The 23,829-nt window shown below is 43.4% G+C and carries 24 protein-coding genes and 2 tRNA genes; all 26 read right to left on the reverse strand.

Features of this window, described 5'->3' with window-relative positions:
* Positions 1 to 43: 43 nt before the first annotated feature.
* Entirely contained in the window at positions 44 to 586 is a 543-nt protein-coding gene (hpt, locus tag Q5C82_RS19235) for a hypoxanthine phosphoribosyltransferase (protein WP_003218388.1), read from the reverse strand.
* A complete protein-coding gene (tilS, locus tag Q5C82_RS19240) occupies positions 583 to 2,001 on the reverse strand; it encodes a tRNA lysidine(34) synthetase TilS (RefSeq protein WP_003218386.1) in 1,419 nt (472 codons plus the stop codon). Before tilS ends, hpt begins: the two co-directional genes overlap by 4 nt.
* A gap of 103 nt (positions 2,002 to 2,104) precedes the next feature.
* Positions 2,105 to 3,121 (reverse strand): serine/threonine protein kinase PrkT, encoded by a 1,017-nt coding sequence (prkT, locus tag Q5C82_RS19245; protein ID WP_003218385.1) that lies wholly within the window; start codon positions 3,119 to 3,121, stop codon positions 2,105 to 2,107.
* Positions 3,087 to 3,824: a VWA domain-containing protein gene (locus Q5C82_RS19250; protein WP_003218383.1), complete on the reverse strand. Its 738-nt coding sequence runs from the start codon at positions 3,822 to 3,824 to the stop codon at positions 3,087 to 3,089. Before Q5C82_RS19250 ends, prkT begins: the two co-directional genes overlap by 35 nt.
* Before the next feature lie 84 nt (positions 3,825 to 3,908).
* Entirely contained in the window at positions 3,909 to 6,392 is a 2,484-nt protein-coding gene (gene spoIIE / locus Q5C82_RS19255; RefSeq protein ID WP_003218381.1) for a stage II sporulation protein E, read from the reverse strand.
* A gap of 199 nt (positions 6,393 to 6,591) precedes the next feature.
* A tRNA-Glu gene (locus Q5C82_RS19260) sits at positions 6,592 to 6,663 on the reverse strand.
* Between the two features lie 9 nt (positions 6,664 to 6,672).
* Positions 6,673 to 6,749 (reverse strand) — tRNA-Met (locus tag Q5C82_RS19265).
* 168 nt (positions 6,750 to 6,917) lie between these two features.
* Positions 6,918 to 7,304 (reverse strand): S1 domain-containing RNA-binding protein, encoded by a 387-nt coding sequence (locus Q5C82_RS19270; protein WP_003218379.1) that lies wholly within the window; start codon positions 7,302 to 7,304, stop codon positions 6,918 to 6,920.
* A gap of 80 nt (positions 7,305 to 7,384) precedes the next feature.
* A complete protein-coding gene (gene divIC / locus Q5C82_RS19275) occupies positions 7,385 to 7,762 on the reverse strand; it encodes a cell division protein DivIC (protein ID WP_003218377.1) in 378 nt (125 codons plus the stop codon).
* Between the two features lie 17 nt (positions 7,763 to 7,779).
* Entirely contained in the window at positions 7,780 to 8,415 is a 636-nt protein-coding gene (gene yabQ / locus Q5C82_RS19280; protein ID WP_003218375.1) for a spore cortex biosynthesis protein YabQ, read from the reverse strand.
* Positions 8,412 to 8,714, reverse strand: coding sequence for a sporulation protein YabP (gene yabP / locus Q5C82_RS19285; protein WP_003218373.1), 303 nt, complete (start codon positions 8,712 to 8,714; stop codon positions 8,412 to 8,414). The genes yabQ and yabP overlap by 4 nt, the downstream gene beginning before the upstream one ends.
* Positions 8,715 to 8,792: 78 nt before the next feature.
* On the reverse strand, positions 8,793 to 9,053 hold the full coding sequence (locus Q5C82_RS19290; protein ID WP_003218370.1) for an RNA-binding S4 domain-containing protein: 261 nt from the start codon (positions 9,051 to 9,053) through the stop codon (positions 8,793 to 8,795).
* A gap of 2 nt (positions 9,054 to 9,055) precedes the next feature.
* Positions 9,056 to 10,525 (reverse strand): nucleoside triphosphate pyrophosphohydrolase, encoded by a 1,470-nt coding sequence (gene mazG / locus Q5C82_RS19295; protein WP_003218368.1) that lies wholly within the window; start codon positions 10,523 to 10,525, stop codon positions 9,056 to 9,058.
* A complete protein-coding gene (locus Q5C82_RS19300; RefSeq protein WP_003218367.1) occupies positions 10,515 to 12,113 on the reverse strand; it encodes a polysaccharide biosynthesis protein in 1,599 nt (532 codons plus the stop codon). The genes mazG and Q5C82_RS19300 overlap by 11 nt, the downstream gene beginning before the upstream one ends.
* Positions 12,114 to 12,294: 181 nt before the next feature.
* Complete coding sequence (spoVT, locus tag Q5C82_RS19305) at positions 12,295 to 12,831, reverse strand: stage V sporulation protein T (protein WP_003218365.1); 537 nt, start codon at positions 12,829 to 12,831, stop codon at positions 12,295 to 12,297.
* A 135-nt stretch (positions 12,832 to 12,966) separates the two neighbouring features.
* Complete coding sequence (gene mfd, locus Q5C82_RS19310; protein WP_003218362.1) at positions 12,967 to 16,500, reverse strand: transcription-repair coupling factor; 3,534 nt, start codon at positions 16,498 to 16,500, stop codon at positions 12,967 to 12,969.
* A 69-nt stretch (positions 16,501 to 16,569) separates the two neighbouring features.
* Positions 16,570 to 16,800, reverse strand: a complete 231-nt coding sequence (fin, locus tag Q5C82_RS19315) for an anti-sigma-F factor Fin (protein ID WP_003218360.1) — start codon at positions 16,798 to 16,800, stop codon at positions 16,570 to 16,572.
* Positions 16,801 to 16,859: 59 nt separating this feature from the next.
* A complete protein-coding gene (gene pth, locus Q5C82_RS19320; RefSeq protein WP_003218358.1) occupies positions 16,860 to 17,426 on the reverse strand; it encodes an aminoacyl-tRNA hydrolase in 567 nt (188 codons plus the stop codon).
* Positions 17,427 to 17,532: 106 nt separating this feature from the next.
* Positions 17,533 to 18,150, reverse strand: a complete 618-nt coding sequence (locus tag Q5C82_RS19325) for a 50S ribosomal protein L25/general stress protein Ctc (RefSeq protein ID WP_003218356.1) — start codon at positions 18,148 to 18,150, stop codon at positions 17,533 to 17,535.
* Positions 18,151 to 18,234: 84 nt separating this feature from the next.
* Complete coding sequence (locus Q5C82_RS19330) at positions 18,235 to 19,188, reverse strand: ribose-phosphate diphosphokinase (protein ID WP_003218353.1); 954 nt, start codon at positions 19,186 to 19,188, stop codon at positions 18,235 to 18,237.
* 22 nt (positions 19,189 to 19,210) lie between these two features.
* Positions 19,211 to 20,581, reverse strand: a complete 1,371-nt coding sequence (gene glmU, locus Q5C82_RS19335) for a bifunctional UDP-N-acetylglucosamine diphosphorylase/glucosamine-1-phosphate N-acetyltransferase GlmU (RefSeq protein ID WP_003218350.1) — start codon at positions 20,579 to 20,581, stop codon at positions 19,211 to 19,213.
* A 192-nt stretch (positions 20,582 to 20,773) separates the two neighbouring features.
* Complete coding sequence (gene spoVG, locus Q5C82_RS19340) at positions 20,774 to 21,067, reverse strand: septation regulator SpoVG (protein WP_003218346.1); 294 nt, start codon at positions 21,065 to 21,067, stop codon at positions 20,774 to 20,776.
* Positions 21,068 to 21,262: 195 nt separating this feature from the next.
* A complete protein-coding gene (ridA, locus tag Q5C82_RS19345) occupies positions 21,263 to 21,640 on the reverse strand; it encodes a 2-iminobutanoate/2-iminopropanoate deaminase (RefSeq protein ID WP_003218344.1) in 378 nt (125 codons plus the stop codon).
* The gene (purR, locus tag Q5C82_RS19350; protein ID WP_003218342.1) at positions 21,637 to 22,494 is read right to left on the reverse strand and encodes a pur operon repressor; all 858 of its coding nucleotides are present in this window, start codon (positions 22,492 to 22,494) and stop codon (positions 21,637 to 21,639) included. Before purR ends, ridA begins: the two co-directional genes overlap by 4 nt.
* 55 nt (positions 22,495 to 22,549) lie before the next feature.
* Positions 22,550 to 23,419 carry a 4-(cytidine 5'-diphospho)-2-C-methyl-D-erythritol kinase gene (gene ispE / locus Q5C82_RS19355; RefSeq protein WP_003218334.1) on the reverse strand — a complete coding sequence of 290 codons (870 nt, stop codon included), beginning with the start codon at positions 23,417 to 23,419 and terminating at the stop codon, positions 22,550 to 22,552.
* A gap of 147 nt (positions 23,420 to 23,566) precedes the next feature.
* Positions 23,567 to 23,752: a small, acid-soluble spore protein, alpha/beta type gene (locus tag Q5C82_RS19360; RefSeq protein WP_003218333.1), complete on the reverse strand. Its 186-nt coding sequence runs from the start codon at positions 23,750 to 23,752 to the stop codon at positions 23,567 to 23,569.
* Positions 23,753 to 23,829: the final 77 nt, after the last annotated feature.

Genomic DNA, 23,829 nt, shown 5'->3' on the forward strand with positions numbered 1-23,829 from the left:
CATTCCAATACAAACAATAACCATCTCGGAAGCAGGCTGCCGATCAGCTTTCATAAACTGCCGGTTTTAACACTCCGATATAAGGCAGATTGCGATAGCGCTCAGCATAATCAAGTCCGTAACCCACTACAAACGCGTCAGGAACTTCAAAGCCTACAAAGTCTGCTTTGATGTCCGCTTTTCTTCCGCTCGGTTTATCCAAAAGGGTAACAATCTTAATTGATTTTGCTTTACGGTATCGGAAGAGCTCTACTAGATAACTTAAGGTTAACCCACTGTCGATGATATCTTCAATAATTAAGATGTCCCGGCCCTCTACAGATGTATCCAAATCTTTAATGATTTTTACTTCTCCAGAAGAAACCGTAGAATTTCCGTAGCTTGATACATCCATGAAATCCATTTCCAAATATGTATCAATATGCTTGATAAGATCCGCCATAAAAGGAAGTGCTCCTTTTAACACACCGATTGCCAACGGAAACGTATCTTGATACTCGCTCGTTAATTCTGTGCCTAACTCTTTTACTTTCTCTTGTATCTCTTCCTCTGAGATCAGTACTTTCTCGATATCATGTTTCATCATGATTTTGCTTGCCCCCTACACTTTTCATGCTGTCTATATTGTAATACAATGCGGTCGCTGTTTGGAATCACAAGATCTTCAAAAATTGATTTTTTCAAGCCCGGTATCCAGATAATTTCACCGCTTGCGTCCGTTACAATCGGCCAGTTGTCTCTTTCTCGGAGAGGCAATTTCTTATCAATAAATATATCCTTTACCTTTTTCGAGCCATTCATCCCTTTTAGTTTGATCCGGTCTCCAGCTTTTCTCGTTCGGATCGTTAAGGGAAATCGCACCTTTTTTTCACTTGTAATAAAAACAGCATTCCCATGTTCTTCAGGCGAATCCGCACAATGCTTTGCCTCTATCAGAAATCCATTAGGGAGCACTGCCGTTTCATTAGCATCTCCGCTTATTTGGTATTCAAAGGGAACATTTTTGCACTGCCATTGTTCAAATGTAAACAAACATGTCTGATATGATTTGACCACCTTCAGCCCTTTCGGAAAGTCCAATACTCCTGAAGGACCGCCCTTTTCCGCCCAATCGAGAAACTGCTGAATGTGATGAGCTGAAAAGGATGATGGAACGTTTTCATAAAGATAGTTTAATATTAGTTGAACTCCTCTTCTTTGTAAAGGCATCGGGAGGGCAAGCAATTGAGAGGAATTGATTTCAACTGATGTATTAGACTGGCTTGTGATTACTTTATTCATTTCATCTTTCGTTAATGACTGTAAGAATTGCTCATCTTCCGTCAGTGCCTCACTCACTTTCTGAAACCTTTTATGCACATCCGGCGACTCCTGTTTCAAAAACGGGAGCACTGTTTTTCTGAATCTGTTTCTTGTGTAGTCATCTGTGGCGTTGCTTTCATCCGTCCGGTAGCTCAAGCTGTTTTCACGGCAATAGTGAAGGATCTCTTCCTTTGTAATGGTTAAGAACGGCCTGATGATCCGCCCCGTCCCAAAACGTCTGGCCGGTTGCATTCCCGCAAGTCCAGCGCCAAGCGCGCCCTTAGCCAGTTTCATAAGCATCGTTTCAACCTGGTCATCACCATGATGCGCAAGCGCCAGATAGTCCGCCTGATGCTTCAACATGATGTCCTCAAAAAACTGATAGCGGCAATCACGTGCCGCAGCCTGCTTATTGAGACCTTTTTCCCGCGCATATGCGGTTACATTGATTTGAGCCGTTTCGCACGCGAGCTGTTCAGCTTTACAATAAGCTTGGACAAAACGCATGTCTTCCTCAGATTCCGCGCCCCTGAATCGATGGTCGACATGAGCTGCAATAATATTTGCTGAACGGCCGCATAACGTATGCAGTGCGTGAAGAAGAGCCATTGAGTCCGGACCGCCGGAAACGCCTACAATGATTGTCGCCCCTTTTAACGTAAGATTGTGCTTGTTAAAAAAATCTTTGACACTTTTCACAATGTCCTCCTCACAATGAGCAGGTTTTTTAAAGATATTCATATCCTATCACTTTCAATCCTTCCAAGCAAAGAAGAAGCATAGGCTTTGCAGATTGTGCCATTCAGATTAAGAAAAAGATAATATAGGCGAAATAAAGCGCCAAAACGCTGATCACGATAAGCGTTGTTTCAAATAATCCCCCCGACTTAACCGGCTTCTGTTTAGGAGTATATCGCGTCTGCGTTACTTTTCCTTGGCGCGGTTTTTGCTGTCTTTGTCTTCTGACAGGCTGCGGCGATGCTTTTACAGCTTGTTTTCTCTGTACTGCTTTTTGCCCCGCGTCGAGCATATCCTTCTTCATTTCATCTGCGGTTTGATAATCACCGTTTAATGCTGAAAAAAGCACTTTTTTATACTTTTTCAGCAGAGGGTGCCCTTCGATTAGAGACCTAAGCTGTTCCTTGGGCTGGTTTGTTTTCTTGAATTCTTTTTTATGCACACTGTTGATCATAATCATGGCAACTGCAAACAGATCGTAGGATGGCTCTGCTTTTCTTGTTCCATACCCCCAATACCCTCTGTCGTAAAACTCTGTATACTCTTTTATCGCCCGGCCTTCCTTTGTTGTGCCGCCTACATCAATGCAGCGGATTCTTGCGGGCGGACCGGTTACGATCAGATTATCAGGTTTAAGATCGCCGAATATCCATCCTTGCTGGTGAAGCAACGATAAGCTGGATAACAATTGAATCATCAATACCGGTATCCATTCTGCTCCTTTATCACTGACATAATTCAATAGCAGCGGGCCTTTTATGTATTCCATTGCATAAAACGAGACTTTCATATTGGCACTGGGGATATAGGCATCATCCGTATCAAAAAAAGAAGGCCCCATCGTAACGGACTGGGCCTTTGAGAAAGATTTTAAGACATTCACTTCAGAAGTAATAGACAAGCTGTCATCGCTAACCTTTAAGGCAACATGTCCATCTGATGCTTCTGCCAAATACACAATTCCATTGGCCCCTTTTCCAAGCTGTTTACGCAATGTATAAGTGTTTCCGTTCCACTTGCCTTTGATTGTTGTACCCGGTTTAAGGTTATATGCCAAACTCGTCAAAGCGTCGTTCATCATCTGCCAGCATGCTCCTTCTTGAGCGGATTTTTTCAAATTGCTGCGTCGCTTCACGTATCGCCGGACCTGTCGGCGTGATGCCGCCTGTCGAAAGCTTTGCAAAGAGTGTGGAAAGAGATTGCAGCTTTGGTGTCCAGTTCAGCACAAGCTCGACCTCTTGTTTTTTCCCGGGAAATATACACATCGCAAATTCGTTATTCCCTATTCGGGAATTGAGGCTGACAGACAAATCAATCAGCGCCTCTTTTACTGTAGGAAGCTTAGGCGCCATACTTGCGCTTGTATCAACAAGAACCAAAACCTGAAGATGCACCGTTTCTCCAAGCTCGTCTACCACTTCCATGACTTCGCCGCGTTTTTCGGGAGAAAGCTCCTCCATTTCCACATTCTTTCCGAGAATTTGTTTCAGCTCTTGATTGACTACACCTTGTAAGGTTTGCGTCATCGCTTTTTTTGTTACCATTTGAACGGTTTGTGAAAGCTGAGATGCATAAACGACCTGATGCACTCCGCCTCCGGCAAGCGCAATCCCTTCGACTTCCTTCATTGCCTCAGGGTCAATTTGGTTTTCTTCCATTATACCTATGACATTTACCGTAATCCCCTGCTCTTTAGCAAAAGCAGCCATTGCAAGCGGGTCTTCCCCATGGTTCGAGCAGCCATCCGTTATCAGCAAAATTTGATTTAAATGTCCGTTATTCACATTCATTCCTCCTGGAGAATACGAGGATTCTCAGATTCATATATTCCCATCTTCGCCAGAAGAAATTTGATTTATACGGAAGCGTTATGAAATTTCTTGTTTGTTTTGAAAGATGGCCGGAACAGGAATGGATGCCCACTTCGGTGTATTGTGGTCAATTCGGACGACAACAACTGTCATATCGTCCTCAATTTGGCCAGATCTCGTGCGGATGACTTCCTCCATGAGTAAATCGGCAATCTCCTGCGGATCATTTGTTTTTAGCCCTTTCATTTTCCGTTTCATCCATAAATCATGGTTTTCTACATGCTTAGGGCCCTCAAAAATGCCGTCACTCATCATAATCAAGAGATCACCCGCTTTCAACTGTTCACTCACAACCTCCACATCGAATTCATTAATAATACCGATTGGCAGATTGCTCGCTTGTACTTTCATTACCTGGTCGCCCCGTTTGATAAAGCTAGGCGTCGATCCGACCTTCAAAAATTTACAGCTGGCATCTTGAAGATCGATAATAGAAAGGTCAAGCGTGGAATATATCTCGTCAGTGGTCCTCAGTGACAGTATGCTGTTGATCGTTTTAATTGCTATTTTTTCATCAATGCCGGATTCAAGGATTTTCTCAAGAAGCTTGATCGTTTCATTGCTTTCAAAGTGCGCCCTTGCGCCATTGCCCATTCCGTCACTGATTGCCGCAGCATATTTTCTGGCTCCTAGCTCCATCATGCTGTAGCTGTCGCCGGAGACAAGACCGCCGCCCTTCGCAGCATGAGCCGCACCTGTAGACACCCTGTATGACTTTGTTGATCCAAAGGCGACGTGACTGTATCCATTCGGATGCGGAGAGTGCTGTTCGGCTTTCACAAGAATTTGTTCTTCCAGAATGTCAGAAAGCATAGGGGCAATGATTTTTTCACTTTCTCCATGTCCGCTGAATGGAATGGTCATTTCGATATCGATATTTCCTTGTTCAAGACTATATATCTCCACATGCTGAATCTCGATTCCAAAATGCTGAAGCGCCTCTATAATTTGCTCTTCCTGCAGAAAGTGCTGTTCCCGCTCTCTTTTTATTTCCCGAGAAAAGTCTGCCATGACCTCAGAAACTCCTAAAAGCTGTTCAGCTACAAGGCGCCTGCTGTCCTGCACTTTTTTCTTAAGCGTCAAATGAGCATGATGATGTGCGAGTTCATCCTCAATCAGCTCTTCAACTTGCTTTGATTTAGAGCAATGCTGATGAAACTCTTTTTTCAGCCTTCGATTTGACGCATATTCTTTTTCTTCTGTTTCAAGCATAACTTGTTTCATTAAGTCATATGTTTTATCAAAGTTCTGTACCCAGCACCTGTTTTTCTTGTAGCACGTCTGACAGGAATGCTCTGTGATCTTGCTTAAAAACAAATCAACTTCGCTGTCATCTGTCTGTTCGTCAGATGCTTGGTAAAAGGTTGCAAAGCTTTCGGACAGCGCGTGGAATACATTAGAGAATTGGTCTACCTTTTGAGCAGTGACATCTCTGATTTTCCTGGCATATTGCTGCTGCTCTTGAAGATGCTCCACAGTTCCCGGAATATATCTCGCCACTTTCTTTGTAATCGATTGAGGTGTAAGCAAAAACAGGCCGACTGCAATTAATGACTCATAGAGCGTTGTCATCAGACCGGCAGATCCTTCACCATATAAAGAAATAAGAAGTGATCCAACAATCAGCCCGATTGCTGCGCCCGCTTTTTTCCCTTCCTTCAGCAAACCGCCTAATAAACCGGAGAAAGCAAGCAGACTCATTTGATAGAGGTTTCCGATATTCGCCAGGCCAAGAATCAGGCCGGTCACGACACCAACCGTACAGCCAATGCTTGCTCCGCCAATAAAGGAAAAACTCAATACAACATAACGAGCCAGTATATGTTCTGCCTGCATCCCTTGATAGGACAAGCCGGCAAGCCCCGTCAAAACGGAAGCAATAAGGATCATAAAGCAAATGATTTCTTCTATTTTTAAAGACTGTTTTACTTTTTTTACAGTGAAAACTGGTAAGCTCTGAAGAAAAATCAGCGTTAAAATAAAGGATAGTCCAGCTTCAACGACAGCCATCACATAATCATAGGTTGTAAATGCGCCATTTTGAGCGTAAACAAACCCGGCTCTTGCTGCAGCCATGGAGAAGAACACGACAATCGGGAGTGCTTTCACGCGATCGTCGGTAATGAAGGCTGCCACTTTAGAAAATACGAAGAATGCCAGCAATGCCGCTAGTATGAGCAATGAGTGCTTCGGAGAAATGGTCAGCGCACCTGTAAGCACAGCCAGCACCGCATAAAGCGCCTTGTCTCTTCTGATAAGAAGCATCGCTCCAAAGAAAGGAAGTGCGAAAGGAAGCACCTCGGATAATATGAAAGCCCGTCCAAGCAAAAATCCGATGACAACATAAATGAATCCTTTATAGAAAAACAGTGAATGCAAATGATGAGTCACCAGCTTCGTGCCCCTGTTAAAAAACGATTGGAGTTTTTCCAAGGCTTGTCCCGTCATTGGCCCGTTCACTCTTCTTTCTGCTTTTTCCATTCCTCTCATCTCCCACCTGTTATATTCGTTGCCTGTCATTATAGCGAAAGCACAGATAGGATTTTGTCAAAAGAAGGTAACAATACCAAAGAAATCTTCGACGGTTTCTGCCTTGATATTCGTTTATCAAAAGAATTTCCGGAATGTTGTCTAAAAATGAAAAAAATCGGCTTCTGCAAGAGAAACCGATTTTTTAGGATGACCCGTACGGGATTCGAACCCGTGTTACCGCCGTGAAAGGGCGGTGTCTTAACCGCTTGACCAACGGGCCAAACAAATATGGTAGCGGCGGAGGGGATCGAACCCCCGACCTCACGGGTATGAACCGTACGCTCTAGCCAGCTGAGCTACACCGCCATAATGTTTGGTGCTTCTAAGCACAAGTTATATAATACAAAGGTTTGTCCTTTTCGTCAACAGAAACTTTAATATTATAATTTTCTGACTTTTATAGCGGGTGAGGATAATAAAAAAAGCATCCGTCGGGATGAACGGATGCTTCATTTATTTATAGAAAGCAGCAAGTTATCCTCTTCTTGCTCCGCGCCCTCCACGTTTTGATTCCGTATTGCGTTTTAAAGATGACAAGCGATCTTCGCTGTCTTTTAAAAACTTATTCATTTTCTGTTCAAAAGATTCTTTCGGACGGAAATCATTTCTAGGTCTGGCTTGCGGACGGTCTTTAGCTTTTTTAATAGATAAACCAATTTTCCCGTCTTTTTCAACGTTGATGACTTTCACTTCAACTTGGTCGCCGACTTTTAAGTGATCGTTAATGTCTTTGACATAGTTATCAGCTACCTCACTGATGTGAACGAGACCGGTTGAGCCTCCAGGCAATTCAACAAATGCTCCAAAATTTGTAATACCTGTAATTTTCCCTTGCAACTTGCTGCCAACTTCAATCGACATAAAAAAAGTGCTCCTCCTTAGGCTTATAAAAAGATCGTTTGCTTAATTATACCTAAATAAAAATTTAAGTGTCAACAAGGCTACTTGCTCTTCTTCTCCACATTGAAGATAATTTCTCCGTCTCCAGACATGAATAAGTCTCTTCTGGCAAGCTCTGTGACGTAATCCTCATCCTTCAATTTGGATATTTCTTCTTTTAAATCTGCTTGTTTTGTCTTTAAACTTTTCAGTTCTTTTTCAAGCTGTACTTTCTTTTCTTCTTTTGCGCTAAGGGAAGATGTTTGGGACCATACAGAGCTTGCCAGCACAATTGCCGTCAGGAATACTAGGGCGCCGAATACAGTCAACCGTCTGTACAGCCCTTTGCGTCTTCTTTTCTTCAGCTGATTCTGCCGCTCTACTTGTTCTTTATAGTCGTTTTGTATTTCAGTTATCGTTCGTTCTCTGGAAAAATTCAAACCAGACGGTCCTCCTTTCATCTCTTCAAAAAACGTGTAATGGTCGTTCTTATGGTTACCAATAGTTTCTTCTTCTTTTTGAGAAATCCTGCACCTTTTTCAAAATAACGTCTAAAAGTTAGACGCATCTTTACAGGAAGAAGTTTCAAACATTGTTTTGCGATAAAACGGATCGGAAAACACAGAACCATGACTATTTTATATAGACACGACAAGAGAAAAACGATTAAGCGGTATATTTTCTTTAATAAAAACGCCGCCAGCCAGATGATCGCTCCGCATGTCCACACAACAGGACGAAATAACACGTGCTGAATGAGTTTTTTGAAGAATTGATAAACAGAAACAACAAGGTAAATGACGAATTTCAGTATTTTTATATAGATTCGTTTGCAAAGGCTCTGATACGTCGCAACGCCCAGCAGAACCGCTAAAAAGATGTATAACCTGAATTCTCCCTCATTTACATGTAGCAAGACATAAAAGAAAAGCAGCCCTTGCACAATCCAGAAAAGAATATCATGAATAAATAATAGCCATCTGGCTGTTTTGGCACGAATGACAAAGAGCCGGTATGTATCAAGCGACGCCCCAAGCCAGAGGCCCATACCGGACATCGCCAGCATTGTATAGAATTGTGTCGTTAGCGTCATTTAAACAACTTGCTAAAAAACCCTTTAGCTTTATCCCCTTGTTGTTCGTCTAAGTACACTAAATCAAATACCCTGCCTTTAATAGAAACAATCCCTTTTTCAACATCTAGATTTTTCATCTGAAGGTTTTGGCCTCTAACTGAGAGCATTCCCATCACCGTTTCCAGCAGGAATTCTTCATTATCAAAGCTCTCTACTTGCTTCACTCCAGAAATGTCTAAATGCTTCCGGCCTTTCATTGTCACATCATGCTGTTCCGGAACAGACGAAGAACCGTTTTGATCATAATATGAATTCATCTATTCAGCCCCCATATCCTCGATACTTTTAGCATTATTACTGCATTGTATGAGGCGGGGGATTTTTTTAGAACAAGCCTATTCGCCGAGTTTTTCTTCCTTTAGGATCGTATACATGTTTGCCGCTTCTTCTTTTTTCGTCGTGTCTTTCAACTCATTTACTTGAACCGTTACAAGCTTTTGGCCGAAGCGGACCGTTAACTCATCTCCCGGTTTTACGTCAGAGCTTGCTTTGGCCTGGTTTCCATTAATAGCAATGCGTCCCTGGTCAGCTACTTCCTTTGCTAGCGTACGTCGTTTAATCAGCCGCGATACTTTTAGAAATTTATCTAATCTCATATTTACGATCTCCTCTCAGTTTCTTTTGCTTCATTCCACAGTTTGTCCATGTCCTCAAGAGACATATTAGACAGCTCGATTCCCTTTCCCTTCGCTGTTTCCTCAATATACGAGAACCGTCTCCGGAATTTGTCATTGGTCATGGCCAACGCTTCCTCCGGTTCTATTTTGTAAAAGCGGGCTACATTCACAAGTGCAAACAAAATGTCGCCAAACTCAGCCTTGAGATTCTGTTCATGAGGATCTTCAGAAACCTCAGAAGAAAATTCCTTCATTTCCTCACTTACCTTTTCCCAAATATCGCTGACGTCTTCCCAATCAAAACCTACCTTTGCTGCTTTTTTCTGCAGTGTAGCAGCTTTCGAAAGAGCTGGTAGGGTTTTCGGCACGCTGTCTAATAACGATGCTTCGGATGTGTTTTTTTCGGCTTTTTTTATGTCTTCCCAATTTGCCAAAACATCATTTTCATCCTGAACCTTAACATCTTTAAACACATGGGGATGTCTTCGGACCATTTTTTCACTGATTCCTTTTATGACATCATCAATTGTGAAATAACCTTCATCTTCACCAATTTGCGCGTGAAGTAAGACTTGAAGCAAAACGTCGCCAAGCTCTTCGATCATATGGTCTGTGTCTTCTTCGTCAATTGCTTCGAGAAGTTCATAACACTCTTCAATCATGTATTGTTTTAATGACTGATGCGTCTGCTTTTTATCCCACGGACATCCATTAGGCCCGCGAAGCTCTCTGATAATGCTTCGGAACACGGGGAATTCGTGATAAAGCAGCTTCTCTTCTTTAATCGGCGGAATATACACACTTGTTAAGTTATTCAAGGCGACATTACGGTCCAGCTCAAATAAAGGCACTGTCTGGATCTTCTCATCACGGCTCCCAGCGGCAGTCACGATCACAACCTCATAATCATCAGGCAGCTTCTCCATCAATGTCAGCTTGACTTCAGAAGCGGTCATTTGGTCGTAAACCTGACAAATGATCAGGTGATGCTTGAACTCAAGCTCATCTGCAGACAACGTGCCGGCATCCACAAATTGAAAACCTTCAATCGGGTCGATTTGCAAGGCATTGAATGTGGCATCTAGAAAACTTTGTCCACCCGCGACTTTCACTTGAACATTTTCCCCTTCCTGCCGCTCCGTCAGCAGCTGTACTGTTTTTTCTGCGACAAAAGGGTGTCCCGGTACAGCATAAACCACGTCCTCACGCTGCGCCTCCTCAAAGAGGATATCTGCAATTTCCTCATATACCGCATCGAACTGGTCATGTTTCTCATATATATCGTCAAAAAAACGGATGTTCTTCGTTTCTTTTTCAAGCTCCTGAATTAAAGGGTGATCCTTGGTTCTGACATACAGCGTATCTGCCTTCGTCAGCAATCTATGTATACCAATTGTCAATTGGTCCATGTCTCCGGCACCAAGTCCGACGACTGTAATATTACCCGCCATTTTGTTCTCTCCTTCTTATGATTTTGCTTAACTTGCTGCCAAAAGGCACACTGTTCAGCTCTTCATCTGTAAATATTCCCAATTTCATCATACAATAAATAAACACCGCGCCACCAATGGCAACAGCAGAAAGACTTTCAATCACAGCCACTCCTCGGCCTGCTGCAGGAATCAAGAAAGTCCAGAGACGCATATACGCAAGCAAGACAGCCGACATCAAAAGGGCAGATCCAATGAGCGGAATTAAAATGCCTTTGAGCTTATCGAGCCATTCTTTTTGCCGAAGCTGAAACAAGTTAAGGCCGGCGACAACCGCAAAGGAAACCGCTGTTGCAAGGGATGCACCTTCAATCCCATAGCGGGGAACCAAAAGGGTGTTTAACACCCATTTCACTGCAACACCTGCGCCTACCGCTATAGCAGGAAAAACTGTGTATCCCGCGCCCTGCAAAACTGCAGCTGCTGTAACTGCCAAGGAGGCAAACAAAATAGAGCAGCTGAATACTTGTAACGCAGCTGTCCCTTCGCCATTTTGAAACAGCATGATATTGACCGGTTCAAGAATGCAAATCAATCCAGCCGACGCCCCTGTACCCAGCACAAGACATAGTTTTAAAGAAGATGTTACTTTTTCTTTCATGATCTTCAACTCTTTGTTCTTTACGGCCTTAGAAATATACGGAACGAGTGACGTCGCGATACTTACCGCGAAAACTGAACCGAGCTGCAGCAAGGGTTGCCCCCGATCATAAATCCCTTTTAGGCGTTTCGCCTCTTCGCTTGCCTCACCGTCCGAAAGCAAAGCATATAAATTCAAAGCATCAACAAGCTGGATAAATAAAATAAGCAAACTGCTTACACAAATTGTAACCGAATATAAAAGCAGTTTTTTCGTCAATTCTTTTGTTGTTATGACATTTTCTTTTTGCCTATCCGTTTGGGTGTCTCTTTTCGCTTTGAACCAAAAAAATCCGAGTATGATCAATGCAACGAAACTTCCGGCGAGAGACCCGGAAGCGGCTGCGGCCCCTGCAGTATAGAGCGAAGCCCCCTGTTTGACGAGCCAAAATGATAAGCCCAAGAGCACCACAACCCGCAGAAACTGCTCTGTCATCTGCGATAAGGCTGACGGGAGCATATCTTGCCGCCCTTGAAAACCGCCTCTAAGCAACGCGACAAGCGGGAACAGCAGAAATGCAAACGCAGTCACTTGAATTAACACGGCGAGATGTGAATCTCCCATAAAAAGCGCGATTGGAACAGCCCCCATATATAAGCAAAGAAATAATAAAACACCGATGATAGACAAAAACAACGCTGATATTTTTAATATGGTGTGATGGCTTTTTTCACTATAATCATTCATCAGTTTCGAAATAATGACCGGAAATCCTGATGTAGACAGCATGACCGCAATACCAAGAAAAGGATATACCTGCTGATATATATAAAATCCAACATCGCCGACAATGTTTTGAAACGGGACTCTGTAAACGGCGCTTAGTATTTTTGAGATGACGCCTGCCAGAATTAAAACAAAAGCCCCCTGCCAAATCCAATGCCGTTTAACGCCTATTGAATCGTCCATCCAAAAGCTCCTTCCCAACGTCAGGGGCAATACGGTTCACGTATTACCACGGCACAAATAAAAACGAGGTTATTATACCACATCCAACCCTTGGAATCCTTTTTGGGCATGCATGAAAAAAGAACAGCTTCCCAAGGAGAGCTGTTCTTTTCATACCTATTTTCGATAAAAGGAATAAGACCTACTGTTCCATTTGACGAGCCAAAAATCCAGCTGCTGTCTCAACGGCTTTATGCTCTACTTCGCCCATTGTCTGATCCTTTGAAAAAATAACCACGGCGCCTATCGGATCGCCATTCGCCACAATCGGGCCGACAGTATATGAATTCATGTCTTCATCAATACCATTAACAAGCTGTACTGATTTTGCATCACTCTCAAGCACGGAACTGCGCTGATCCATTGTTCTTTCCAGCATTTCGCTGATCGACTTGTTTAAGTAGTCTTTTTTCGAGCTGCCTGACACGGCAATATATACATCACGGTCACAAATCAGCACTGAATGGCCGAGACTGTCGTAAAGCGCGTCTGCATACTCCTTTGCAAAGTCTCCAAGCTCACTGATCGGAGAGTACTTTTTCAAAATCACTTCTCCGTCACGATCTACAAAAATCTCAAGCGGATCGCCTTCCCTAATTCTCAGAGTTCTGCGAATTTCTTTCGGAATTACGACCCGACCTAAATCATCAATACGACGTACGATACCGGTTGCTTTCATCTCTGGTGCCTCTCTTTCATTTGATGATATATACATGTGGGAAAGACCTAAAGCAGTTACTTTATGTACCTTCCGCCTCGCTTGAAATTAGTATCCGTCACATCAAATGTAATATACACCAGAGAGTAACAAAATTTACGTGGATGAAATGGTTTGCTTTTTCACACCTTTTAAGCCCTTCAGCATACCCAGCACGGTTTCGAGCCATTCATTGGCACTGCGGCCTTTAGTCTGTATGGAGATTTTGAGTTTTTTGCCTTCCATTCCCAGTCCGATTTGTCTGCCATATTTATTGCCGAGCTCAAACAGCTTCTGTCCGTCAATTTCTGCACTTGCTTCTTCAGAAATCGTCAATCTGACCGCATCTTTATCCTGCTTAATCAGCTCAACACGTTCATGTTTCGCATAAACCTTCATTTCAGCAACAGTAAACAAGTATTCGACCTCTTTTGGATAGTTTCCGAACCGGTCAATCATTTCGTCCTGAAGTTCATTCTTCTCTTCGATTGTAGCCACAGACCTGAAGCGTTTATACATATCAATTTTCTGCTTGCCGTCTTGAATGTAGGTTTCAGGAATATACGCATCAAGTTCGACATCAATTTCTGTTTCAAACTGCACCGTCTTCGCTGTATCTCCTTTACGCTCTTCAATGGCCTCCTTCAGCATTTGTGAATAGAGGTCAAATCCGACCGAATCGATGAAGCCGTGCTGCTGGGCGCCAAGAAGATTCCCGGCTCCGCGAATCGTTAAGTCACGCATTGCGATTTTAAAACCGGAACCAAGCTCTGTGAACTCTTTAATAGCCTGCAGCCTTTTTTCAGCCACTTCTGTCAGCACTTTATCCCGGCGGTACGTGAAGTATGCATACGCCACACGGTTAGAACGGCCGACGCGTCCCCGCAGCTGATAAAGCTGGGAAAGACCCATCTTGTCTGCGTCAAATACGATCAGCGTATTGACGTTCGGGATGTCTACGCCGGTTTCAATAATGGTTGTGCTGACGAGAACGTCTGATTCTCCTTCAAGGAAATTCAGCATAACGGTTTCTAGTTCGTTTTCTGTCATTTTCCCGTGCGCATACGCCACCTTCGCGTCAGGAACAAGCATTGAGATCTCATCCGCTTTCCGCTCAATATCCTCTACCCGGTTGTACAAGAAATAGACCTGTCCTCCGCGTGCAAGCTCACGTTCAATCGCCTCTCTGACAAGGGCACCGTTGTATTCCACAACATATGTCTGTACAGGGAAGCGGTTTTCCGGCGGAGTCTCGATGACTGAAAGATCCCTTACGCCAAGCATAGACATATGCAGCGTACGCGGAATCGGCGTTGCTGTTAATGTTAATACATCAACATTGGCTTTGATCTGCTTGATCTTTTCTTTATGGGTTACACCGAAACGCTGCTCTTCATCAATGATGAGGAGCCCTAAGTCTTTGTATACGACATCTTTTGATAGCAGCCGGTGCGTCCCGATAACGATATCTACAGTACCATTTTTCAATCCTTTGATCGTTTCGTTCGCTTCTTTTCTCGTTCTGAATCTGCTGAGAAGGCCAATATTAATCGGATAGTCCTGGAAGCGCTCAGTAATGGTTTCATAATGCTGCTGTGCCAAAATCGTTGTTGGAACGAGCAGAGCTACCTGTTTTCCGTCACCGATCGCTTTAAACGCAGCACGTATGGCAACTTCTGTTTTTCCGTAACCTACATCTCCGCACAGCAAGCGGTCCATCGGACGTTCTCTTTCCATGTCCTTTTTGATTTCGTGAATGGAACGGAGCTGATCCTCAGTCTCTTGATAAGGGAACGCCGATTCGAATTCACGCTGCATTTCATGGTCAGGAGAAAACGCATAGCCCTTGCTCGCTTCCCTTTCGGCATACAGCTTAATTAAATCATCAGCAATATCCTGAACGGATGTTTCTACTTTTTTCTTGACCCGTTTCCATTCGCTTCCGCCTAATTTATACAGTTTCGGCTCTTTTCCTTCAGAGCCGACATATTTTTGCACCTGGTCAATTTGTTCTACAGGGACGTAAAGCTTGTCGCTTCCCTGGTAATGAATATTTAAATAGTCTTTATGGATTCCATTGATTTCAAGGGTTTCAATCCCTAAGTACTTTCCGATCCCGTGATTAATATGAACGACATAATCACCGATTTGAAGCTCGGAATAGCTCTTAATGCGCTCAGCATTGGTAAGTTTCTGTTTTCGAGGCTTCTTTTTCACACGGTTTTTGAACAGTTCTTCTTCCGTAATAACAGCAAGCTTCATTAACGGCAGCTCAAATCCCGATTGAAGCTCGCCTTCCATAATATAGACCTGTCCCTGAACAAGCGCTTTTTTGCTGTCTGTCATGGCGGCTTCGATTTCATAATCAGCCAGAACAGATGACAATCTCTGTGTACGTTCCTTGTTAGTTCCTAAGAATACAACGGTGAAGTTGGATTTTTTAAAGCGCTCCATTTCACCCGCGAGTACGTTCATTTGGCCATGGAAACTCTGCATTTGTCTACTCGATACATTGACGATATTCTGCGGACTCGTATGGTGTACATGCCGCAAAAATAAGGAGTAGTACAGCAGAGGCCGTTTTTGCTCAGCCACTATTTTTTGGAAGCTGAATGACAAACTGATGTCATGCAAAATCTTCCCTTCCTCAAGAAGGTTTGTTATGAACTCCGCTTCTTCTTTTTGAAGCTGCTCTTCCATCTCATGAATCCGGCTGACTTCATCCAAAATCAGAAGTGTGTTCTCAGGTGTATAATCTAGTAAACTAGCAGGCTTTTCATAGAAATATGAGAGATACTTCACCAGCTCCTGATCTGTCTGGCCTTCAGACAGGCGTTCTTTATCGTAAGAAATATTCGCATGAAGAATTTCTTTTTGCTTGTCGACCTTTAATTTTTTCAGGCTTGCGGCAAGGCCTTTATCGATTTTCTCCATCGCCCGCACTTTTTCTTCAGGTCTGATAATCAATTCCTTTGCAGGACCGATATTGATCGAGGTAAGGGTCTCAATTGACCTCTGATCATCTGAGTTAAAGCTGCGGATTGAATCCACTTCGGTGTCAAAAAGTTCAATTCTTACCGGATGCTCTGAAGTCAGCGGGTAAATGTCAACGATTCCTCCACGAATACTGAATTCTCCGGGTGCCGAAACCATATCAGAACGCTCATAACCTACCTCTACCAGCCGTGATGCAAGCTGATCAGGTTCGATGTCATGGCCCACTTGAATGAGCATTTGGCTGTTTTTCCAGACCTCTACAGGCGGCAACATTCTTCTGAGTGCAGCTACAGGAGCAACGACAATTGGCGCTTCTCCATTCGTTAATCTATTAATGACATCTAATCGCTGCGCCCGCAATTCAGGGCTTGCGACTGCGATTTCTGATGAAATGAGTTCATTGACGGGGTACAAAAGGACAGACCGATCCTCTAGAAGTGAAGTCAGATCATCCGTTACTTTCTGAGCTTGATATAAGTTATGGGTGATTAGAAAGATAGGCTTATTCGTTTCATTAGCCAGGGCAGAAGTAAAAACAGAACGCGCGGAACCCGACAGACCCGCGAGCAGCTGTTCCTTCAGCCCCTCGTGTAAACCGTTGATGATGGATTTAAAGTCATCGCTTTCTTTTATAAAGGTTTGAATGTTGTCCATATGGCCCCTCCTCTCTGTTTCCTGTGAGAACAGAAAAACGCTTTGGTCTAGTGTCTACACCAAAGCTTTTTATTGAATAAATGTGTGATGTTCGTGGTAATGCGGATTTCGGTCAAGCGCCTCTTGGCAATCTTCACATATCGTCGAAACATGGACATCTCCATTTTCTTTATAAGAAATCATATCGTTTCTTTCCTCGTTTGTTAAGTGCTGAAATCCAAGTGAGTCAGTCGATACCAAGGAAGATTCGAGACTGCCTACTTTCACTCCGCAATGACGACAATAATAATGTAAAGCCATACAAGGGACCTCCTGATGAAAAAGTCATTTTGGTGTAGTATGGGCTTTGTTGATTCATTTTATACCTTCGCGTTAAATTCATTCATGACTTCTAAAAACGGTTTACTCAGAGAAGCTTCACAAGCCTTCACAGACTTATCGATCGCTCCATCAATGTCGGGTACCTCCTCCTTGTTAAAGGAGCCTAACACATAATCAACGACCTTCATGCCGTTTACAGGCCGGCCGATTCCGATACGGATGCGGTCAAACTCGGATGTTCCAAGATGCTGGATCAGTGATTTGATGCCATTGTGCCCTCCGGCGCTTCCTTTTGTTCTTAAACGGATCTTGCCAGTCGGAAGATCAAGGTCATCGTAAATGACTGTCAAATCTCCGTTATCGACATCATAATAGTCCATTAAAGGCCGCAAACATTCTCCTGATAAATTCATATATGTAAGCGGTTTAACAAGTAGAACCTTTTTGCCGGAAACAAATCCGGTTCCGTATAATCCGTTAAATTTATTTTGATTCAGCTCAATATTCCATTCCTTTGCAAGCTGATCTATCACCATAAACCCGACATTATGCCGTGTATTTTCATAGTTCTTCCCCGGGTTGCCGAGACCGGCTATCACAAGCATGGCGTATCCTCCCTTAGTCACATAAACTCCCGTCTCATAAGCGGGCTATAATTCTTCTCATTCTAGCACAAAAGACGTAACCGCGGGAGGGTTACGCCTTAAGCTATTATTGTTCTTTGTTTTCACCTTCAGGCTGAGCATCGGCAGATTCCTCTTCATCTATCTCAGCTGTTTCCTGCTGCTGCGGAGGAAGAATAGAAGCCACGACCTCATCTGATTCATGATTAAAGGAGTAGTCACCGCCGGCAGGCAAATCCGCAATAGTCAGTACTTCATTTACATCGAGGTTTGAAATATCAGCCTCAATCGTTTGCGGAATGGCTTTTGGCTTAGCCTTTACAGTGAGTGCATATAGCGGCTGCTGCAACACTCCTCCGTTTTTCACTCCAATGGCTTCTCCAGTCAGGTGAATCGGAACTTCCACCTCAATGTCTTCACTCATATTGACCACTTGAAAGTCAGCATGAGTGATTTCATTTTTCAGCGGGTCCGTTTGCAGATCTGTTACCATGACAGAATGTTTTTCTCCGCTGACGTCAAGCGTGATGACTGTATTTTTACCTTCGTCCCTCAGCGTTTTGATCAGCTCCACACTGTCTAATGATACAGGTTTGTTTCCCGTGTCTTTTCCATATATGATACCTGGAACATGTCCTGAAGTACGGATATTCCGAAGAGACGAACGAGTAAAGTCCGTTCTTTCTTTTGCGGTTAACGTTGCCATATTCAGCACCATCCTATTATCGTTTTATTGTCCTATTACAAACAATACCCATAACGATAAGGATTTAAACCTCAAAAAATCGGTTTAGCTGAACAGATAGCTGACTGATTGCTGCTCATGAACGCGAATAATCGCTTCAGCCAAAAGCGGTCCGACTGAAAGCTGCTTAAACCGTTCAATTTTCTTTTCTTCAGGAAGCTTGATGCTGTTTGTCACAACAAGCTCTTTAATTGTTGAATTATTAATCCGTTCAACAGCTGGGCCTGACAGTACAGGGTGTGTACAGCATGCATATACTTCTTTCGCTCCGTTTTCAACGAGCGCATTAGCAGCAAGTGTAATGGTACCTGCAGTATCGATAATGTCATCGATAAGGATAGCGGTCTTCCCTTCGATATTACCTACAATATTCATGACTTCCGCCACGTTTGGACGCGGACGGCGTTTATCGATAATCGCAATCGGTGCTTTTAGTCGGTCAGCCAGTTTGCGGGCGCGTGTCACGCCGCCGTGGTCTGGGGAAACAATGACGATATCTTCAAGGTTTTTGCCCTCAAAATATTCTCCTAAAATCGGAACACCCATTAAGTGGTCAATCGGTATATCAAAGAATCCTTGAATTTGCGGCGCATGCAGGTCAAGTGCAATCACACGAGTCGCACCGGCTGTTTCAAGCAGGTTAGCAAAAAGTTTTGCTGTGATTGGCTCACGGGATCTTGCTTTTCTGTCTTGACGCGCATAACCGTAATAAGGAATCACAATGTTAATCGTTTTTGCAGAAGCGCGTTTTAACGCATCTACCATAATCAACAGTTCCATAATATGCTCGTTAACGGGGTCACTTGTAGACTGGATGATATAACAGTCACATCCGCGAATACTTTCTTCGATATTAATTTGGACTTCCCCGTCACTAAATCTTGTGACAGAACATTTCCCTAATTGAACTCCAACTATATCTGCGATTTCTTTTGCAAGCTCTGGATTCGAATTCAAAGAAAAAATCTTTAAATTCTTATCTCCGTATTGATTAGACATGGATAAACCTCCGAATTTAGGATTATTTTTTATGAATGTTTTTCACATAATCGTCTTTATTTACTTGTCTCGCTCTGGCAATAGCAAGCGCTTTTCCAGGTACATCTTCCGTAACAGTTGAACCTGCTGCAACATAAGCGCCTTCTCCGACCGTCACAGGGGCAACCAAGTTGGAATTGCAGCCGATAAACGCGCCATCTTCAATTTTCGTCAAATATTTATTCTTTCCATCATAATTGACAGTTATTGAACCACAGCCCAAGTTTACATCTGTGCCTACCTCAGCATCACCGACATAGCTTAAATGAGAAGCCTTGCTTCGGTCTCCGAATTGAGTCTTTTTGATTTCAACAAAGTTTCCGATCTTCACTTCATTCCCAATGACAGAATCAGGTCTGATGTGAGCAAAAGGTCCTATGTTTACATCATTCCCCACTTTACTGTGATTGACTACCGATTGTTTAATAACCGTACGGCTGCCAATGGAACTATTCATAATCTCCGTATGAGGTCCGATAATCGTATCTTCTCCGATTTGCACCTCACCTTTAATCACAGTTCCGGGATAAATTACAGTATCGCTTCCGATGACAGCGTCAGGTGAAATATACGTATTCATCGGGTCAATCAGCGTTACGCCATTTTGCATATGCCGTTTATTAATACGCTCTTTCATAAATTGTTCTGCCTGAGAAAGAGCAACTCTATCATTAACTCCGAGCGTCTCTTGGAAATTATCAGTCTGGTAAGCGGCCACAGTTTCGCCTTCGTTTTTAAGAATCTCTATGACATCCGGCAAATAGTACTCGCCTTGAGCATTATCATTAGACACCAGATCAATGGCCCGGAATAGCGCTTCATTATCAAAACAATACGTACCGGTATTGATCTCAGTCACAAGACGTTCTTCTTCAGAGGCGTCCTTATGCTCAACGATTTTTTGAACCGCTCCGTTTTCACCGCGAATAATGCGGCCGTATCCGGTTGGATCTTCTGCAACCGCAGTTAAAATCGTAGCTTTCGCTTCTCTTTGTGTATGTTCTTTCAGCATCTGTTCCATTGTCTCTGCTGTTAAAAGCGGCGTATCTCCGCAAATGACAATCGTGACGCCTTTTTCGTCAGCAAGAAATGGCTGTGCCTGTTTTACAGCATGAGCAGTGCCAAGCTGTTCTGCTTGAAGCGCGTACTCGCTTTTATCACCAAGCTGCTTTTTCACTTCTTCCGCACCATGTCCGACAATCGTGACAAGCTTCGATAAAGATAACTTTAAGGCTTCGTCCACGACGTGCTCTACCATAGGCTTACCGCAAACTGGATGAAGGACTTTATAAAGCTTTGATTTCATTCTCGTTCCTTGTCCAGCCGCTAAAACAACTGCAAACCGCTTATCCATTTATTGGCCTCCAATATCCCTTTTATCCATAGAAAAATATATCCTAAATATCTTCTGATTTCAAGGAGACTTGATGAAGTGCAAGAATTTTCTATTGAGTACAATTAAGTTTGAAAAATCAGAATTAAAAAAGGACCGCCGGCAAAAGGCTTTTGTCAGCCCTTTCAGCAGTCCTTGCTTTTTGGTTATTTTTTAAGAAGCTCCAGCTTCTTCGAATTCTAATGCTTCAGTGTCACCCAGACGATGATACTCATTTAACACGGCATCTTGAATCTTACCTCGCGTGCTTGAATTAATAGGATGAGCGATATCGCGGAACTCTCCATCAGGGGTGCGTTTACTCGGCATCGCAACGAAAAGACCATTGTTTCCATCAATCACACGAATATCATGAACAACAAATTCGTGATCCAGCGTGATGGATGCAATCGCTCTCATGCGACCATCGGTATTCACGCGGCGTAATCTTACGTCAGTAACTTCCACAGTAGTTCACCACCTTTTCCCTATATAAAAGCATTAGTGTATCAATTCCACGATTTTTTCTGAAATCCTGCATGTTTTTAAAATATTTTTTGAAAAAATAGGATATAGTTACACAATTAGGTCATAAAGCTTTCATTTCGGGCATAAGGTAAATAAAAAAGTGATTCCGAGCTCGCCCAGAATCACTTTTTCTTATTATTTTACCAATGCAATAACTTCGATCTCGACCAATGCGTCCTTCGGAAGTCTCGCGACTTCAACACAAGATCTCGCCGGTTTGTGAGTGTCAAAATATTGTCCGTACACTTCGTTTACTTCCGCAAACTGTTCCATATCCGCGATAAATACAGTTGCTTTTACAACTGTTTCTAAAGAAGCACCTGCTTCTTCCAGCACCGCTTTTAAGTTGCTGAATACTTGATGAGTCTGCTCCTTAATATCACCGTTCACCATTTCGCCTGAAGGAGTCAAAGGAATTTGGCCTGAGCTATAAAACATATTGTTTACGATAATCCCTTGTGAGTAAGGCCCGATTGCCGCTGGGGCATGTTTTGTGTGGACTGCTTTTGTCATGATTCCGTCTCTCCATTCTTTAAAAGATTGTCTTTAAAAAAACGCAGAAAATTACCATTCTGAATTTCAATGGACTTCTCTTTCATGTTGATGGTTGAAAGAGTAAGCAGTGACATATATTCATCAACAAGACGTTCATCTACTCCTTCGGCTTCAACCAAAACGCCGATCCCCGCTACATTTGCGTTAAACTCATCCAACAGGTTAATCATACCATTAATTGTGCCGCCTGCTTTCATAAAGTCATCAATAATGAGTACGTTTGAACCCGTTTTCATGCTTCTTTTCGCAAGTGACATCGTTTGGATGCGGTTTGAGGAGCCTGAGACGTAATTAATGCTGACTGTGGAGCCTTCTGTTACCTTGTTGTCTTTGCGAACGATGACGACAGGCACATTCAGATAGCTCGCAGCTGCGTACGCCAGAGGGATGCCTTTCGTGGCAACGGTCATGACAACATCAATTTCGCGCTCTGCAAACACAGAAGCAAACAGCTTCCCTACCTTGGAGAGTACAGATGGCTTTCCTAAGATATCCGTTAAATATACATAGCCGCCCGGAAGGATACGCTCAGGATTTGCCAGCGATTGTCCAAGTGTCTGCACAAACTCTTCAGCTTCAGCCTGCTTCATTTTCGGAATATATTTGACGCCTCCGGCAGCTCCGGGAACAGTAAGCAAAGTACCGATCCCCTGCTGCTCAAAGGTTTGCTTAATAATTGTTAAATCTTCACTGATCGATGATTTTGCAGATTCATACCGCTCAGAAAAAAAGGTTAGCGGTATTAACTCGTGCGGATGGGTTAACAAGTAATTTGTTAAGTCCACCAATCTGCCGCTGCGACGAAACTTCATGAACTTACCCCCAAAATCCGAATATTTTAAGATCAATATAACTTAACATACGGATTTAATCAAGAGCGTTCTGTTCGCCGATCATTCTCACCGCATAAACCTGATCGCAGAAGCCTCTTAACCCGTTATAAATTCTCTGCACCTTCGACTCATACTGAACCAGTCCAAACACTGTCGGGCCGCTCCCGCTCATTAAAACGGCATCTGCGCCAAAGCGTTTCATCTGGTTTTTGATCATCGCGACTTCAGGATGCATATCAAGCGTAACAGATTCAAGCACATTTCCTAAACGGCTGCACATCTTTTGAAAACTCTTTTCCTCTATAGCCTCAATCATGCCGTGTACATCGGGATGCTCTACATCATCCACCTTTAGCTGTCTGTACACTTCAGCAGTTGAAACACCGATTGTCGGCTTCGCTAAAATGACCCAGCAGTGCGGAGGCGTGCTGATGTGTTTAATTTTCTCGCCGCGTCCTGTTGCTAGTGCAGTTCCGCCATAGACACAAAATGAAACGTCGGAGCCAATCTCCGCTCCAAGCTCAGCAAGCGTTTCTGCGGACAGATTTAAATTCCACAGTCTGTTCAGCCCTCTAAGGGTCGCCGCCGCATCACTGCTTCCGCCGGCAAGACCGGCAGCCACCGGAATCACCTTCGTAATCATGATGGAAACTCCCTTTTTCACGTTGTATCTGTCCTTGATCAGCTTGGCAGCCTGATAAGCTAAGTTCCTTTGGTCATCGGGCACAAAACGGTTGTGGGAGGAAACCCTCACTTCATCCTCTGCCAGCTCCGTCAATTCAATCCGATCCGCTAAATCAATCGTCGTCATGATCATTTCGACTTCATGATAGCCATCCGGGCGCTTTCGGGTGACGTCAAGTGACAGATTGATCTTGGCTGGCGCTTTTTCTAAAATACGCATAGCTTTCACCTACTTCTCCATCTAAACATAAGTATGAACATTGTATCACATTTGAAGTACAGGATGAACATATCCATATTGCAGCCAATTATGTATTTATATCCAACACAAAAAACCGGGGAACGGCACGTCCCCCGGGTCACATCCTTATCGGTTATTCTGGTTCTGAGCCATTTGCTGTTCTGCGATTTCAATGGCGCGCTTTACCATGTTACCGGCATCGCGGGCCCGAATTTCGCCCCAGCCGCCATTTTTGACTGTGTCATAAAAACCAAGGTCTTTAGCCAGCTCATATTTAAACTCATCTGACATAACTCCACGACGTCTGCCCAAACGAAACAACCCCTTTTTAGAAGTGATAGCCATTCGTGCACGTCACGATAATGTGTGACTGTTTTATCTTTTGTTAA

This window comes from uncultured Bacillus sp., from assembly GCF_958411575.1.
In the GTDB taxonomy this organism is placed as follows: Bacteria; Bacillota; Bacilli; order Bacillales; family Bacillaceae; genus Bacillus; species Bacillus spizizenii.